Below are 15,717 nucleotides of genomic sequence, written 5' to 3' on the forward strand. Positions count from 1 at the left end.
GATGAAGGACGAGGTTCGCGATTTCGTCATCGCGCAACTGCAGGACATGAACTACGACGTCGACGGGATCGACGACGACACCACGCTCGGCCCGGCCGGGGTCGACCTCGAGTCGCTCGCGCTGGCCGACCTGTCGGTCCGGGTCGAGGACAAGTACGGCGTCCGCTTCTCCGACGACGAGTCCGAGCAGCTGGCGTTGATGACGGTCGGCGAGTTCACCACCGAGGTGGCCGGCCGGGTCGCACAGCAGGTCTGATGACCACCCAGCCCCCGCCCGGGCGGGTAGAGATCATCGACTGGCTGTCCGGCCTCGGCCAGCGTCCACCAGGTACTGAGCGGATCGACTCGATGGAACTGGCCTGGCTGGTTCATCAGGTCGAGCAGCGGTACGGCGTGGAGCTGCCGGACGAACAGCTCGAGCGGATCACCACGATCGACGCGGCGGTCGCCGTACTGGCTGAGGTGCTGGCCAGTCATGTCTGAACGCCGCCCGGTCGCCGTGACCGGACTCTCCATCCTGACTGCCCTCGGACGTGGTCCCGAGGCGCAGCTCTCCGGTGTGCCCGCGTTTGCCGAGGTACAGCGGTTCGACACCAGCGCACTGCGGGTCCGGTACGCCGCCTTGGCCGCGGAGACCGGGCCTCTGGACGAGGAGCTGGACCTGGCGATCGCCACGGCGTGCGCGCAGGCCGGTGTGGATCGCAGTACGACGCCGTTGTTGCTGGCGATGCATGCGCCGCCGGTGTGTGAGTTCGGTGCGGCCCGGATCTATACGAGCGCTTGTGTGTCCGGCAGTACGGCGTTGGCCGACGCGGCAGCGTTGATCAGGAGTGGGCGGGCGGAGCGGATCGTCGTGGCGGGTGCGTATCTGGTGGAGCCGTATCAGTTCGCACTGTTCGATGCGGGACGTGCGCTGGCCTCGGACAACGTCGTGCGGCCGTTCAGCGCGGAGCGTCGTGGGACTCTGCTCGGTGACGGGGTTGCAGCCGTGGTGCTCGAGGCTGGCGTCGGACTGGCCCGGCTGGCCGGCTGGGGTCGTGCGGGAGACGCTCACCATCCCTGTCAGCCCGCACCGGACGGACGTGGGCTCATTGCTGCGCTGCGACGGGCGCTGCAGCGTGCCGGGGTGTCGCCGGAGCAGGTGGGTTATGTGAACGCCAATGCGACCGGCACGGTCTTCAGCGACCGGGCCGAGGCGGCGGCGCTCGGTGCGGTGTTCCGGAGCAGCCCGCCAGTGAGCTCTACCAAGGGACTGCACGGGCATGCGCTGGAGGCGTCCGGGGTCGTCGAGTTCGTGGTGATGGTGCAGGCGTTGCTGGAAGGGAAGCTGCCGGTCAACGCGGGGTACCTCGGGAGCGATCCGCTGTGTCCGGTCGACGTGATCCTGGATGCGCCGCGGAGTGTGCAGACGCAGGTCGGGGTTTCGGTGAACTCGGCGTTCGGGGGCGCCAACACGGCTTTGGTGGTGACGGTGTGATCGAGGTCCATGACTTGGTCGTACTGGCCGAGGCCCGGTGGCCGGAGCCGGGGGATGGTGCGCCGCCGGGGATCCCGGGGTTTGTCGAGTCGGCCTTCAATCCGTTGGCCGCGGCCGCGGCTGAGCGGTGTCTGGAGCGCGCGGGCCGGCGGAAGGCGGTGGACGGGGAGTTCGGAGCGGCCGGGCCGACCGGACCTGCGGGGGTGACGGGGGTTGTGGTGGTGACGGCGGGCGATCGCGTGAGCGCGATGGCTGTGCAGGAGTTGGTTGCTGCGGGCAAGCGAGTGGGGCCGTTGTTCTTCTTCCAGTCGGTGCCGAACAGCATCGCGGGCTGGATCGCGGCGAAGTGGGACCTGCGGGGGCCGGTGGTGTGTGTGACCGACGGCGGGTTCGACGAGGCCGCGTTGCTGATCGGGGACGGCGACGCCGATCAGGTGCTGATCGTGCAGGTGGCTGCGGATGAGGCGTCCGCGCAGATGGTGAGTGGGGGAGAGTCATGAAGCAGGTAGCAGGGTGGCGGGCGCGGCTGGCGGCGGATCCGGCGATCGGCACGGGGAACGTGCTGGCGACGGTGATTGCCCAGGGCGCCGATCTGGACGGTCCGGGGCTGACCTTCGACACGGCTGTCGATCAGTTCGAGGCCGAGTATCCGTTGACGTTGGGTGAGCTCGACGAGCGGGTTCAGGCCCGTACGGCGTGGTTGCACGAGCACGGGATCGGGCGGCGGGACGTGGTCGCGGTCTGGGCGACCGAGGCGCAGGACGTCGTACTGAGCTTCCTGGCGCTGGCGCGGGTCGGTGCGATTCCGGCGCTGCTGAACGGGAAGATGGCGCCGGCGATCGCGGACGAGTACATCCGGCGGTTGCGAGCGACCGCCGTACTGGCTGACTCCGGGCATCGACCGTTGCTGCAGGCCGAGGTGCTGGCTGAGCCGCGAGAACTCGGGACAGGGGATCCGGCCAAGGCTCCGGACGCGTATCGGCATCATCGGGACGATCCGGTGGTGATCACGCACACGAGCGGGACGACCGGCGTACCGAAGGCTGTTCTGCATACGCACACGACGTTGTACGCCGCGCTGAAGCACCTGCTCACGATGCCGCAGGCGCAGGGGACGGATCGGATTCTGAACGCGCTGCCGATTCCGCATACGGCGACGATCCTGATGGTCAATCAGGTGCTCGGGAACCGCGCGGAGATGCTGCTGCTGTCGAGTCAGGATGCGGGCGGGGTACTGCGGCAGATCGAGCGGTGGAAGCCGCATGCGGTGTACGGGTTCGCGGTGACGTGGGCTGGGCTGGCTCGGGAGGACTTGGCTGGGCGGGACCTGGAGTCGGTGCGGATGTGGTTCAACACCGGGGACTGCGCGCATGAGCCGCATATCCGGAAGCTGGTGGCTGTTGGCAGCCGGGAGGCCGTGACGCGGGACGGTCGGGTGACGGTGCCGGGGTCGCATTTCATTGATGGGCTGGGCTCCAGCGAGATGGGGCACAACGGGTTCCACATCACGCATACGGTCACGTCTGAGCATTACGGGCGGTGTATCGGGAAGCCGTACGAGTTCGCTGAGGCGAGTGTGCTGAGCTCGGCGGGGGAGGAGCTGCCGCCGGGGAAGGCGGGGATCCTCGGGTTCCGGTCGCCGACTGTGTCGCCGGGGTATTGGAACGACTCGATCAACACGTACCGCTTCCGACTAAACGGTTGGTTTGTCACCGGTGATCTCGTCTATCGGGACGAGGCCGGGCACTACTTCCACCTGGACCGCATCCCTGACGCGGTTGCTGGGTTCGACGGCCCGCAGCTCTACACGTCGCTGTCCGAGGAGCGCATCCTCGCGGCGATGCCCGATGTCGCCGACTGCACGGTCGTGATCGTTGCCGAAGGCGGTCAGTACTCCGCCGACGTACTGCTCGAGCTCACCCCGGATGCCCCCGAGGTGGATCGGACCGCCGCCGTTCGCACAGCCGTCGGCGAGGAGGTCGCCGCCATCCTCCGCCGCGTGACGGTGGTGGGTGTCGACGAGGTACCCGTCACCGTCACCGGCAAAGTCCGCAAGGTAGCCCTCCGCGAGGCCCACTCATGAGTACGGCGGACTCTGCGGCTGGCGCCGGCCCGAATGCGGCCGGGCAGGTCGCGGGGGCTGAGGCGGCTGCGGCCGGAGAAGAGCAGAGAGGTGCGCAGGCCCCGAGTTCTGGTGCGGGCGTGCCTGCGGCGGGTGTGCCCGGGGTGGGTGCGGACGGCAGCGCGGATGCGGCCGGGCAGGTCGCTGGGGCTCAGACCGCTGCGGCCGAGGAAAAGCAGGAGGGTACGCAAGCCCGAGCGGAGGGGGCTGGGGTTGGCTCGGAGGGTGTGGGGGCTGGGGTTGGCTCGGAGGGTGTGCGGGCTGGGGCTGGTTCGGAGGGTGTGGGGGCTGGGGTTGGTTCGGGGGGTGTGCGGGTTGGGGTGACGATCACGGGGATGGGGATGCTGACGCCCGTTGGGCGCGGCGGCTGGGATGTGTATGACGCTCTGTTGCATGGGCGATCCGGGATCAGCCGGCCGCCGGAAGGGCATCCGGTGGGGGAGTCGGTCGAGCTCGGTGGGTTCTTGCCGGAGTTCGATGCAGGGAAGATCGCGGCGGGGCCGGACGGGAAGGTGATGGATCGGACGGTGATTCTTGCGCAGCTGGTGGCTGAGGAGGCGTTGGCTGATGCGGGGTTGATCGTGGGGGAGAACGTTGATCCGGAGCGGATTGGCGTGATTGTGGGTGGGGTTGGGGGGATGGCGACGCTGGAGCGGCAGGTGCTGGCGCGGGCGGAGCGCGGGAAGGTTGCTGTTAGCCCCTATTTGCTGACGGGGATCTTGCCGAACATGCCGGCCGCTCGGGTCGCGATCCGGTTCGGGATGCGGGGGTACACGTCGGCCGTCGGGACGGCTTGTGCTTCTGGGGCTCAGGCTATTGCGGATGCTGTGCGCATCATCCGGGCCGGCGAGGCGGACGTCGTGCTGTGTGGGGCCAGTGAGGCGCCGTTGTTTCCGACGTTTGCGGAGACGTTTGCCAATGCGCGGGCGCTCGCCAGGGGGTGGGACGACCCGGCGGAGGCCAGTCGGCCGTTTGACCTTAGGCGTAACGGGTTTGTGCTGAGTGAGGGCGCCGCGCTGCTGGTGCTTGAGAGTACGGCGCATGCGGCCGCGCGAGGTGCTAGCGGGTACGCCGATGTTGCCGGGTACGGCGTCAACTCGGACGCGCATCACCCGACAGCCCCGCGACCGGACGGAACCGGGGCCGCGGCGTGCATGCGGATGGCGATGAAAGACATCCGTCCGGAGCAGGTCGGTTACGTCAATGCGCACGGGACCAGCACCAAGCTCGGTGACGTCGCCGAGTCGGTGGCGATCGGCCTTGCCTTTGGCAACCATCTTCCAGCGGTCAGTTCCACGAAAGCGTTGACCGGGCACATGCTCGGCACTTCCGGAGTGGTCGAGGCGGCAGCGGCCGCGTTGGCGATCAGCACCGGCCTCGCACCACCGACGTACCACCTGGACGACCCTGATCCGGCCTGCCCGCTGGATCACATCCGCAAGGAACCACGGGCGATCCCGCTCGAGTACGCCGTCTCGAACTCGTTCGGGTTCGGCGGCCAGAACGTCAGCCTGCTCCTCGGCAGAACCAGCACGCCGAAGCAGCGACAGATCAACAGCAGTGAGGAGAAGGCGTAGATGGAGATTTACGGGATCGACCACGTGGAGATGTACGTGGGCGACGCTCGGCAGGCGGCGTTCTACCTGGGGCATGCGTTCGGGCTGCAGATCCATGGTCAGGGCGGGCCGGAGACGGGGCTGCCGGATCAGCGGTCGTTGCTGCTGCGCGAGGACGCCGTTCAGATCGTGCTGACGTCGGGGCTGGCCGCGGATCATCCGGCCGCCGAGTATGTGCGGCGGCACGGGGACGGCGTGGCGATCGTGGCGATGGAGGTCGACGACGCGACGGCGGCGTACGGCGAACTGACCGCGCGCGGCGCCGTGGGGCTACGGGAGCCGGAGCGGTTCGAGGCCGGGGAAGCGGTTGTGGTGATCGCGGAGGTGGCCGGGTTCGGTGACGTGATCCACCGGCTGGTCGAGCGGCACGGGCCGCGGCGGGAGTTTCTGCCGGGGCGGATCCAGCTGACCGCGCCGAGCGGCGTACCGGACGAGAAGCTGTTCAGCGAGATCGACCACCTGGCGATCTGCGTACCGTCCGGCGAGCTCGAGCCGACCGCGAAGTTCTACGAGGATGTGTTCGGCTTCCCGCGGATCTTCGAGGAGTACATCGAGGTTGCGGGCCAGGGGATGGACTCGAAGGTGGTGCAGAGCCCGTCGAAGCACGTCACGTTCACGCTGATCGAGCCGGACCTGACCCGCCGGCCCGGTCAGATCAACGACTTCCTCACCTGGCACGCGGGTGCCGGTGTCCAGCACATCGCCTTGCGCACCAGCAACATCGTCGAAGCGGTCAGCACTCTCTCCGACCGCGGGGTCAACTTCCTCGGCACACCTTCGACGTACTACGACGCCCTGGCCGAGCGGGTCGGTGAGGTCGAGACGCCGATCGAGGAACTGCAGCAGCGCGGCATCCTGGTCGACCGCGACCACTGGGGGCAGTTGCTGCAGATCTTCACCGAGTCGATGCACGTCCGGCGCACGCTGTTCCTGGAGATCATCGAGCGGCGCGGTGCGATGACGTTCGGGAGCGGCAACATCAAGGCCCTGTATGAAGCCAAAGAGCGGGAGCTGGCCCATGAGTCTTGAGTTCAAGCTGTCGGATGAGGAGATCGAGCTCCTCCCGACCGACGAAGACGTTGCCTTCTACAACGAGCACGGCTGGTACCTGTCCAAGAAGCTGCTCACCGACGACGAGACCGACGAACTCGTCAACGCGAGCGAGCGGTACTACGCTGGTGAGCGGGACCGGACCCTCCCGACGGCCCCGCCCAAGCTGGCGTACTGGGATCCGTCCAAGGGCAACGTCCAGCGGCACAACGACTACGTGCACTACGAGCACGACGGGCTGGCGAAGATCCTGCGCAAGCCGCTGATCGGTGCGGTCGCGGCCCGGCTCGCGCAGACGCACGAGATCCGGATCTTCCAGTCCACGCTGATCTACAAGCCACCGATCGAGGGTGAGCCCTCCAACATCGTGCCCTGGCACTTCGACAAGCACTACTGGTCGTCCTCGTCGTCGGACCGGATGCTGACCGCGTTCATCCCGTTCCACGACTGCCCGCCGGAGATGGGCACGATCACGATGGTCGACGGCAGTCACCGCTGGAAGGAGATCGGCTCCGACGACACGGTCGTCCGGCACTTCGCCGAGCGGGACCGCTCGCAACTCGACCAGATGCTGGCCGAGAACGCGGCGTACAACGGGGCCGAGGTGGTCAAACTGCCGATCACGATCCCGCGCGGCCACATGAACTTCCACCACTGCCGCACGTATCACGGCAGCGGTGCGAACATCAGCGACCGCCCGCGCCGGGCGATCTCGCTGCACCTGCAGGACGGGGACAACCGCTACCGCGAGTTCCCGCTGTCCGACGGCACCACGGCGGCGTACAACCACGACGTCCTGGTACGGCGGACCTCCGACGGGCGGCCGGATTACGCCGATCCCGAGTACTGCCCGACGCTCTGGGCCGATCGCTGAGAGGAACACGCACATGTCACGTTACGACTGGGGTCAGACGCACCCCGGGATCGAGCAGCTGGAGAAGGCCGTTTCGGAGGCCCGCGACAAGGTCGTCCAGCACCCGCTCTACGCCATCCTCGACACCCACGAGGCGCTGGTCACCTTCATGGAGCACCACGTGTTCGCGGTCTGGGATTTCATGTCCCTGCTGAAATCGCTGCAGCGCGAACTCACCTGTGTGACGGTGCCGTGGATCCCGACCGAACACCGCAGCAGCCGCCGGCTGATCAACGACATCGTCATGGTCGAAGAGAGTGACGAGCTGGGCGGCACCGACGGCAAGCCGGCATTCATCAGTCACTTCGAGCTGTACGTCGCCGGTATGCACGAGGCCGGTGCGGACACCAGCGCGATCGACAAGCTGATCGAGCTGCTCCGCGGGGGCGCTCCGGTGGTCGAGTCGCTGGCAGCGGCCGGCGTACCGCAGGCTTCGATCGACTTCGCCGGCACCACTTGGGGCATCATCGAGAACGCACCCGTGCACTGCCAGGCGGCGGCATTCGCGTTCGGGCGGGAGGACCTGATCCCGGACATGTTCACCCAGGTGGTCGCGGTGAACGAGCGCTCCAACAAGCTCAACACGTTCGTCGACTACCTCGAGCGGCACATCGAGGTGGACGGCGAGTTCCACACTCCGATGGCGATGCAGATGGTCGCCGACCTGTGCGGTGACGACCAGGCCAAGTGGGACGCCTGTGCGGACACCATCAACACCGCCCTCGCGGCCCGCGCCCGGCTCTGGGACGCGATCACCGCCGCGATCGTGACGACCCCGGCGACGGTCTGACCCATGACCACAGATCTCTACCGGACCGTCCGGCTGATCCGCAGATTCGAGGAACGGGCGATCGAGTTCGTGCGGTCCGGGGAGATCGTCGGAGGTATCCACCCGTACATCGGTCAAGAGGGCATCGCGGCCGGTGTCTGTGCCGCTCTTGGCCCGGACGATGTGATCACCAGTACGCACCGCGGTCACGGGCACGTGCTCGCCCGCGGCGCGAATCCGGCCCGGCTGATGGCCGAGCTGATGGGGCGGGAATCCGGTCTGAACAAGGGCCGGGGTGGTTCGATGCATGCGGCCGACTTCAGCCTCGGCATCCTCGGTGCGAACGCGATCGTCGGCGCGGCCGGCTCGATCGCGACCGGAGCCGCGTGGGCCTTGCGGCAGCAGGGCCGGGACTCGGTCGCCGCGACCTTCTTCGGGGACGGCGCGATGAACGAAGGCATGCTGCTGGAGGCGTTCAACCTGGCCGCGCTCTGGCAGGTGCCGGTGGTGTTCGTCTGCGAGAACAACGGTTACGCGACCACGATGCCGGTCGCCTCCGCGGTCGCCGGCAGTATCACCGGCCGGGCCCGGGCCTTCGGGATCCCGGCCTTCACGGTCGACGGCCAGGACCCGGAGAAGGTGCTGGAGGCAACCAGTACGGCGGTCGCCCGGGCCCGGGCCGGGAAGGGGCCGACGTTCCTGGAGTGCATCACCTACCGGTTCGACGCACACCACACGTTCGAGCACCGGGCCCGGCTCACCTATCGCTCGACCGAAGAGATCACGACTGGGCGTTCGCGGTGTCCAGTGGAGATCCAGGGCGCACGGCTGACGGCCGCGGATCGGGCGGCCGTCGATGCCGAGGTCGAGTCCCTCCTGGAGGCGGCGGCGGGGATCGCTTTGGGCAGCGCCCACCCAGACCCTGCCGCCGCACTCTCGTACCTGTACGCCGGGGAGATCTGAATGCCGAAGCTGTCCTACCTGAAGGCGCTGAACCGGGCTCTGGCCGACGAACTGGAACGCGATCCGGCCGTCTTCGTGCTCGGAGAGGACATCCGTGCGGCCGCATCGAACGTGACGGCCGGTCTGCATGCGCGGTTCGGCTCCGACCGCGTCCTCGATACTCCGCTGTCCGAGCAGGCGTTCACGAACTTCGCCACCGGTGCGGCGCTGGCCGGGATGCGGCCGGTGATCGAGTTCCAGATCCCGTCACTGCTCTTCCTGGTCTTCGAGCAGATCGCCAACCAGGCGCACAAGTTCTCGCTGATGACCGGTGGACAGTGCAAGGTCCCGGTCACGTACGTCGTCCCTGGGTCAGGCTCGCGGACCGGATGGGCCGGCCAGCATTCGGACCACCCGTATTCGTTGTTCGCCCATGTCGGAGTGAAAACGGTGGTCCCGGCAACTCCGGCTGATGCCTACGGACTGCTGGTCACGGCGATCCGCGATGACGATCCGGTCGTCTTCTTCGCACCGTCCGCAGCGCTGGGCGTCCGCGACGATCTGGACTTTGCTGCGCTTGCGCCGGTCCCGCTGGGTGTCGGCCGCGTCGCTCGGGCTGGTGACGACGTCACGGTGGTCGCCCTCGGCCACTTGGTGCACGACGCGCTCGCGGTCGCTGATGAGCTTGCCGGGCAGGGGATCTCGGTCGAGGTCTTCGATCCACGGACTGTCTATCCGCTGGACGTCGCCGGTCTGATCGCGTCCGTACAGAAGACGAGGCGTCTCCTGGTCATCGACGACTCGAACCGGACCAGTGGGTTCGCGGCCGAGGTCCTTGCGGTCGTCGCCGAGAACTGCACCCTGACCGCACCGCCACGCCGGATCACACGCCCGGACGGCGCCGTACTCCCGTTCGCACTCGCCCTCGACCGCGCGGTCCAGCCCGGCCGGGAGCAGCTCCTCACCACCCTCCTGGAGATGTCGTGACAGACCTGTGGAACACCTTGCCCGAGGCAACCCGTACGGCGCTGCTTGCCCGTGGCACCGATGCGTGGCGGACCGTCTACGAGGGGGTTGCGACGCACAACAAGGAGTGGCGTCCGCTGCGGCCGCCGATCATGAAGGCCTCGGCGTACGACGAGTTCACTGCCATCTCGGCGACAGTGGCCCGGCTGATCCTGACCGCGTGTCAGCAGCGGGCGACGACGGCGGGTGAGCTGCGGGACGCGCTCGGGGTGCCGGTCGGCGCGGTCGACCTGCTGGACGAGGATGCGCCGCTGACCGAGGAGCTGTTGGGCGGTGTCCGGGCGGACATCCTGCTCGCGGACGGAACGCCGTACATCGTCGAGGCGAATATCGACAGCGCGCTCGGTGGTGCCCACGACTCCGACGGAATCGCGGCTCGCTTCCTGGCGGCGTACGCCGGAGATCCGCTGCTGGCGGAGTTGACGGCACCGCCGTCGGCGGTCGATGCGCGGTACGTGGCGATGCGATCGGCGCTGGCGCTGACCGCGACTGATCGGGTGGCGATGGTGTTCACGACCGTCGGGACCTACCCGGGGTCGCGCGACGGGCACGCGACGATCAAGCTGCTTCAGGGTTTCAGTGATCGCGGCCGGCAGTTCGGGTTGGACATGCGGGTCTATCCGCTCGAGTGGCTGACGCTGGACGATGACGGCCGGGTGTGCGTCGACGATGGCCCGATCGACGCCGTACTGCGGATGTTCGTGCCGCAGGGGACCACGCCGAGCGCCGGTCTGGACGCCCTGAGCGCGGCCGTGCGGTCGGGCACGGTGCGGATGTTCGTCCCGGCCGCTAGTTGGCTACTGGCCAGCAAGACGGTCTTCGCCTGGCTCTGGGATGACCTGGACATCCTCGACCCGGCCGACGCCGAGGTCGTACGGCGGCATGTTCCGCGCACGCAGGTGCTGACGGCGGAGCTGCGGGCGGAGGCGATGGCGAATCAGCAGGAGCTGGTGCTGAAACCGTCCGGTTCCTATGGCGGTGTCGGCGTCGTGGTCGGGCCGGAGGTGTCGTCGGCGGAGTGGCAGCACGCGGTGGATGAGGCGCTGGTCGAGCACGGGTACATCCTGCAGAAGTACGTGCCGGTGGATCACCTGACCATGCAGTTCGTCGAGATGGAGACGGGTGCGGTCAAGGAGGCAGACGTCCCCTTCTGCCTGGCTCCCTACCTCTTCGGCGGCACCCCTGCCGGCGCCTACCTCCGCTTCGCCGTCCCCGGCGCCGGCCCCGTCGTCAACGTAGCCCAAGGCGCGCTGACCAGCGGCCTTCTCCTACTCCCTTAGGTCGGTAAGGACATGAGGTAGTCGCCGGATCTGGGCTGTTTCGGGTCGGCGCAGGCGGGGAGACGGGTATACGTAGATGGGTACTACCTGTTCTTCGCGACGGCTGCTCGGGTTGCGGGGACTATGCCGACCGCGACGACGGCTGCGGTGAGGGCGAAGGCTAGGGGGTAGCCGGTGCCGGCTACTACGGCGCCGAAGGCGATGGCGCCTAGGCCCCAGCCGCCGTCGTAGGCGAGGTTCCAGAGGGCGCTGACCTGGCCGTAGCGGGAGGTGGGGGCTCGGTCGTACATGAGGTGAGCGTGAGGTTCTGGGCGGCGCCGAAGCCGATGCCGAAGAGGGTTGAGCCGGCGAGGACGGCGACGGGGTTGTTGATCAGCACCAGGCCGGCGGCGCCTAGGGCAGACAGAGCCAGAGCTGCGGGGAGTAGGCGGGCTGGGCCGAGGCGGTCGCCCAAGCGGCCGGCCAGCCAGCGGGCGCCAGGGGCGGCGACCGCTTGGAGCAGGAGGGCGGTGGCGACCAGGGAATGGTTGCCGGCGGCAAGGGGGAGGAATGTGATGCTGATACCTGCGGCCAGGGTGACCGCGGCGAAGACGAAGGACGGCATCAGCAGGCCGCTGCCGCGCAGGCCGCCGAGGACCTTGACGTGGGTCTCTTCGGTGCTCGTCCGGCTGGGGATACCCGCCGCCATCCCGAGTACGGCGAGGGTGACCACCGCCGCGATCACGAACAGCGCGTTGAAGCCGATCACGCCCGTCAGGTAGACCCCGAGCGGCAGGCCGACCACCGCCGGTACGCCGACGACCACGCCGTACACGCCGAGCGCTTCACCGCGGCGATGGGCCGGCGCGAGCTCGGCGATCAGGGCTACCGAGGCGACCACGTTGATGGCCAGTCCGGCGCCGCGGATCACGCAGACCAGTACGACGATCGGCAGCGAGGATGTGGTGAGCAGTACCAACGCGGGCGCACCCATCAGGACCAGGCCGAGGCCGAGTACGACGCGATAGCCCCAGCGGGCCAGCATCCTCGGGACCAGGAGTTCGACGGCGACCGCGGCGAACATCATCGCGCCGGTGGCGAGGCCGGGGCCGATGCCGGCAGAACCATTGGCCGCGAGGTAGAGCGGGACCACCGAGGTCAGCAGGTACATGCTGAGCCCGGACCCGAGAACCATCACCAGCAGCCGGGTGAACCGCGCATCGATCAGCGGCTGAACGGGGACATCGCAGGTCGTCATACCGCTCACGCTAGAACCAGATCGGTCTCCGCTACAGATCCAGTTCTGACTGCGTAGAGAGAACCAATTGATCGGTGATGAAGGTGGTCAGGCGGTCGAGTGCTACCTGCAGCTGAGCGGGAGTGACGGCGCTGCAGGAGAGCCGAAGGGCGTTGACCGGCGCGTCCGTGTCGTAGAAGTGACTCATCGGGGTCCAGAGCACGCCGTACTCCTGGGCGGATCTGGTGAGCAGGGCGTCGTCGACAGCGAACGGCACCGTGATGACGACGAAGAAGCCGCCGGACGGGACGGTCCAGCTGAGTTCGCCGTTCGGGAAGTGGGTGCTGAGGTGGGTGGTGATGGTCTGCAGGTTGGTGGCGTAGATCGCGCGCTCGCGCTGGTTGGCGGCGGTCAGGCTGAAGTCACAGTCCAGGAGCTTGCCGCCGATGACCGCCTGCGCGATCGGTGACGTGTTGACGGTGACCATGCTCTTCAGCTTCGACAGTTCGTCGGCGAACAGGCCTCCGGTGCTGACGGTTTGGTCTGCGACGACGTATCCGACGCGGGCACCGGGGAGACCGGTCTTGGCGAAGGAACCCAGGTAGACAACGCGGCGTTCGGTGTCGAGTGCCTTCAGCGTCGGCAACCGATCGACGCCCTCAGCCGGGAACAGCCCGTACGGATTGTCCTCCAGCAACAGCAGGTCCTCGGCCACGGCGAGCTCCAGCAAACGGTGCCGGGTGGGCAGATCCATGCTGAGGCCCGATGGATTGGCGAAGTCAGGCATGACGTAGAAGCCACGGGGGCGCAGGCCGTCCGCGCGAGCGGCCTTGACCAGGGCCTGCAGGTCGTCGAGGTCGGGGATCGGCAGCACCGGCAGATCAACCACGCGCGCCGCGCCGGTGATTCCGACGTACGCCGGGGAGATCGCGAGCACCACGTCTGCTGCGTCGGCCCGGAGCGCGCGCAGCGTGAGCAGCATCGCCTCCTGGCATCCGGCGGTGACGACGATCGCTTCGGGGTCGACGTGAATGTCCTCGTCGACCGCAAGGTTGCGGGCGACCAACTCGTGCACGATGCCCTTGGTCCGCCCGTACTGCAGGATCGTCCGGCGCACCGCCGTCTCGTCGAGACCCCGCTCGCGCAGGTGTGCCGCAAAGCGCGATAGGTAGCGCGGTACGTCGTCGAGGTCGAAGAACTCCTCGGTCGGACGGCCCGCGGCCAGCGAGATCGCATCCGGGTAGTGGTGCGAGATCTCGTTGAGGAAGTTCATCGAGTTCAGCGCACGATCGGTGAGCGAGGCATGCAGTGTGGTCACGTCGAGGTCGGCCATCAGGCCCTCCCTGTCACCAGGTCAGCGACCGCCGCCAGGTCTGCACAGCCGGCCAGCAGCATCGCATCCCGCAGTTCGCGGCCGAGCAGCGTGAGCGCTTCGTCAGCCGCTCCGGCAGCGAGCGCCCACAGCAACGGCCTGCCGACCAGTACGGCGTCCGCGCCGATCGCGAGCGCCTTCAGTACGTCGGTGCCCCCGCGGATCCCGCTGTCCAGCAGCACCGGGAAGTCGTTGCCGACTGCATCGATGACGGAGCCGAGGGCATCGATCGAGGCCGGAGCTCCGTCGAACTGGCGGCCGCCGTGGTTCGAAACCACGACGCTGTCGGCACCGGCGTCGATCGCGGCGAGCGCGTCCCGCGGATCGAGAATCCCCTTCACCAGCAAGGGAATCTCGGTCACCGACCGCACCCACTCGAGGTCGCGCCAGGAGAACGTCGGGTCGAACGCAGCGGCAGTATGGGCAGCCACCGCGGAGGCGCCGTTCCGCCCACTATGTGCCTCTGTGTATTTGTCGACAAGATTGGCCGCGGTGACCTCGGCGGGCAGCACGAAGGAGTTGCGGACGTCACGCAACCGGCGACCCATCACGGGCACATCGACCGTGACCATCAGCGCGCGGCACCCGGACGCGGTCGCCCGATCGATCAGCGCGCGGACGGTGTGGCGGTCGCGCAACCAGTACAGCTGGAACCACGACGGCGCGATCGCAGCGATCTTCTCCAGCGGCACGCTGCTGAGAGTGCTGATGACGTACGGGATTCCGGCATTGGCAGCAGCTTTGGCCAGGAAGAGCTCACCCGACGGATGGAACAGTCGCTGGTAGGCCATTGGTGCAACAGCCACCGGCAGGGCGGCCGCCGTACCGAGAATCGTCGTGGTGGTGTCGGGTGCTTCGACACCGCCGAGGACTCGCGGGGTGACGGTGATCGCGTCGAATGCGGAGCGGTTGCGGCGCAGGGTCAGCTCCGCGCCGCTGCCGCCGGCAACGAAGTCGTGGACGGCGGCGGGTAGTGCGGCGAGCTTCTCGTAATCGGCCAACGCCTCAGCCATGGGAGAAGGTCCGGCTGAGCCAGGCGGCGGCCTCGGCGGTCGCTCGCCGCCCTCCGTCGAGGATGCCCGCCATGGCGAAGAACCCGTGCACCATCCCGTCGTACCGGCTGAGCGTGGTCGGCACTCCGGCAGCGTGCAGCTTCTCGGCGTAGAACTCACCTTCGTCACGCAACGGGTCGTATTCCGCCGTGATCACCAGGGCCGGCGGGAGGTCTTCGTGTGACGAGGCGAGCAGTGGTGAGGCGAGCGGATCGAGGCCGTCGAGAGCGTCGGTCAGGTAGTGATTCCAGTACCAGCCGACCGAGGTCTTGTTGAACAGGTGCGGATCGACACCGGTGACCATCGACGGGGTGTTCGCGCCGTACCGGGTGTTCGGGTAGACCAGCAGCTGCCCGGCGAGCGCCGGTCCCTTGTCCCGGGCAAGCAATGTGGTTGCCGCGGCCAAGTTTCCGCCCGCACTGTCACCACCGACAACCAATCGCGTCGGGTCCACCTGCAGCTTGTCTGCGTTCGCGGCGATCCATTGCGTCGCGTCGTGACAGTCGTGAACCGCGGTCGGGAACGGATGCTCCGGCGCGAGCCGATACCCGACGGTGATGACCTGACACGGTACGGCGTTCGCCAGCCGGCGGGTGATGCCGTCAGCGGTGTCGATGCTGCCGAGCGTCCAGCCGCCGCCGAAGAAGTAGACCAGCGTCGGCAACGGCCCGGCCAGATCCGGCCGGTAGAGCCGGAGCGGCAGTCCGGCGTCCGTGCAGAGATCCTCGACGTAGTGGACAGGCTCGGCCTGACCGCCCGCCTCCTGGATGGAGGCCAGGTCGGCGGCGCGGGCTTCGGCCAACGTCTGGGTGTAGAGCTGCGGTACGGCGCGCGCCTGGCGCTCGGCGCGCATCGCCTCCACCTGCGGGTCCAGCGGCATGA

17 protein-coding genes are annotated in these 15,717 nt (G+C 68.1%); 12 read left to right on the top strand and 5 right to left on the bottom strand.

Annotated features, from left to right (window positions below; genetic code table 11):
* The first annotated feature begins 1 nt into the window (after position 1).
* From ACFCV3_RS17165 to ACFCV3_RS17220, 12 genes are all read left to right on the top strand, one after another.
* Entirely contained in the window at positions 2 to 256 is a 255-nt protein-coding gene (locus tag ACFCV3_RS17165) for an acyl carrier protein (protein WP_376030950.1), read from the top strand.
* Positions 256 to 483, top strand: coding sequence for an acyl carrier protein (locus tag ACFCV3_RS17170; protein ID WP_376030951.1), 228 nt, complete (start codon positions 256 to 258; stop codon positions 481 to 483). Before ACFCV3_RS17165 ends, ACFCV3_RS17170 begins: the two co-directional genes overlap by 1 nt.
* The gene (locus ACFCV3_RS17175) at positions 476 to 1,477 is read left to right on the top strand and encodes a beta-ketoacyl-[acyl-carrier-protein] synthase family protein (protein WP_376030952.1); all 1,002 of its coding nucleotides are present in this window, start codon (positions 476 to 478) and stop codon (positions 1,475 to 1,477) included. Before ACFCV3_RS17170 ends, ACFCV3_RS17175 begins: the two co-directional genes overlap by 8 nt.
* Positions 1,474 to 1,977 carry a hypothetical protein gene (locus ACFCV3_RS17180; protein ID WP_376030953.1) on the top strand — a complete coding sequence of 168 codons (504 nt, stop codon included), beginning with the start codon at positions 1,474 to 1,476 and terminating at the stop codon, positions 1,975 to 1,977. The genes ACFCV3_RS17175 and ACFCV3_RS17180 overlap by 4 nt, the downstream gene beginning before the upstream one ends.
* Positions 1,974 to 3,560, top strand: coding sequence for a class I adenylate-forming enzyme family protein (locus ACFCV3_RS17185; protein ID WP_376030954.1), 1,587 nt, complete (start codon positions 1,974 to 1,976; stop codon positions 3,558 to 3,560). Before ACFCV3_RS17180 ends, ACFCV3_RS17185 begins: the two co-directional genes overlap by 4 nt.
* A gap of 359 nt (positions 3,561 to 3,919) precedes the next feature.
* Positions 3,920 to 5,176, top strand: a complete 1,257-nt coding sequence (locus tag ACFCV3_RS17190) for a beta-ketoacyl-[acyl-carrier-protein] synthase family protein (protein ID WP_376030955.1) — start codon at positions 3,920 to 3,922, stop codon at positions 5,174 to 5,176.
* Complete coding sequence (gene hppD, locus ACFCV3_RS17195; RefSeq protein WP_376030956.1) at positions 5,177 to 6,244, top strand: 4-hydroxyphenylpyruvate dioxygenase; 1,068 nt, start codon at positions 5,177 to 5,179, stop codon at positions 6,242 to 6,244.
* Entirely contained in the window at positions 6,234 to 7,139 is a 906-nt protein-coding gene (locus tag ACFCV3_RS17200) for a phytanoyl-CoA dioxygenase family protein (RefSeq protein ID WP_376030957.1), read from the top strand. The genes hppD and ACFCV3_RS17200 overlap by 11 nt, the downstream gene beginning before the upstream one ends.
* Positions 7,140 to 7,152: 13 nt before the next feature.
* Entirely contained in the window at positions 7,153 to 7,968 is an 816-nt protein-coding gene (locus ACFCV3_RS17205) for a DUF3050 domain-containing protein (RefSeq protein WP_376030958.1), read from the top strand.
* Positions 7,969 to 7,971: 3 nt separating this feature from the next.
* A complete protein-coding gene (locus ACFCV3_RS17210) occupies positions 7,972 to 8,910 on the top strand; it encodes a thiamine pyrophosphate-dependent dehydrogenase E1 component subunit alpha (protein WP_376030959.1) in 939 nt (312 codons plus the stop codon).
* The gene (locus tag ACFCV3_RS17215; protein WP_376030960.1) at positions 8,911 to 9,876 is read left to right on the top strand and encodes an alpha-ketoacid dehydrogenase subunit beta; all 966 of its coding nucleotides are present in this window, start codon (positions 8,911 to 8,913) and stop codon (positions 9,874 to 9,876) included.
* On the top strand, positions 9,873 to 11,195 hold the full coding sequence (locus tag ACFCV3_RS17220) for a hypothetical protein (RefSeq protein WP_376030961.1): 1,323 nt from the start codon (positions 9,873 to 9,875) through the stop codon (positions 11,193 to 11,195). The genes ACFCV3_RS17215 and ACFCV3_RS17220 overlap by 4 nt, the downstream gene beginning before the upstream one ends.
* An 83-nt stretch (positions 11,196 to 11,278) precedes the next feature.
* Here the strand turns inward: ACFCV3_RS17220 and ACFCV3_RS17225 are convergent, their stop codons facing one another.
* The 5 genes from ACFCV3_RS17225 to ACFCV3_RS17245 are packed head-to-tail and all read right to left on the bottom strand — an operon-like array spanning position 11,279 to position 15,715.
* Positions 11,279 to 11,485 carry a hypothetical protein gene (locus ACFCV3_RS17225; protein ID WP_376030962.1) on the bottom strand — a complete coding sequence of 69 codons (207 nt, stop codon included), beginning with the start codon at positions 11,483 to 11,485 and terminating at the stop codon, positions 11,279 to 11,281.
* Positions 11,404 to 12,432 carry an MFS transporter gene (locus tag ACFCV3_RS17230; protein ID WP_376030963.1) on the bottom strand — a complete coding sequence of 343 codons (1,029 nt, stop codon included), beginning with the start codon at positions 12,430 to 12,432 and terminating at the stop codon, positions 11,404 to 11,406. The genes ACFCV3_RS17225 and ACFCV3_RS17230 overlap by 82 nt, the downstream gene beginning before the upstream one ends.
* Positions 12,433 to 12,463: 31 nt before the next feature.
* Positions 12,464 to 13,744 carry a PLP-dependent aminotransferase family protein gene (locus ACFCV3_RS17235; RefSeq protein WP_376030964.1) on the bottom strand — a complete coding sequence of 427 codons (1,281 nt, stop codon included), beginning with the start codon at positions 13,742 to 13,744 and terminating at the stop codon, positions 12,464 to 12,466.
* Positions 13,744 to 14,796, bottom strand: a complete 1,053-nt coding sequence (locus ACFCV3_RS17240; protein WP_376030965.1) for an alpha-hydroxy acid oxidase — start codon at positions 14,794 to 14,796, stop codon at positions 13,744 to 13,746. The genes ACFCV3_RS17235 and ACFCV3_RS17240 overlap by 1 nt, the downstream gene beginning before the upstream one ends.
* Entirely contained in the window at positions 14,789 to 15,715 is a 927-nt protein-coding gene (locus ACFCV3_RS17245; RefSeq protein ID WP_376030966.1) for an alpha/beta hydrolase, read from the bottom strand. Before ACFCV3_RS17245 ends, ACFCV3_RS17240 begins: the two co-directional genes overlap by 8 nt.
* Between the last annotated feature and the right edge of the window lie 2 nt (positions 15,716 to 15,717).

Origin of the sequence: Kribbella sp. NPDC056345, from assembly GCF_042262745.1 — a bacterium.
Taxonomy (GTDB): domain Bacteria; phylum Actinomycetota; class Actinomycetes; order Propionibacteriales; family Kribbellaceae; genus Kribbella.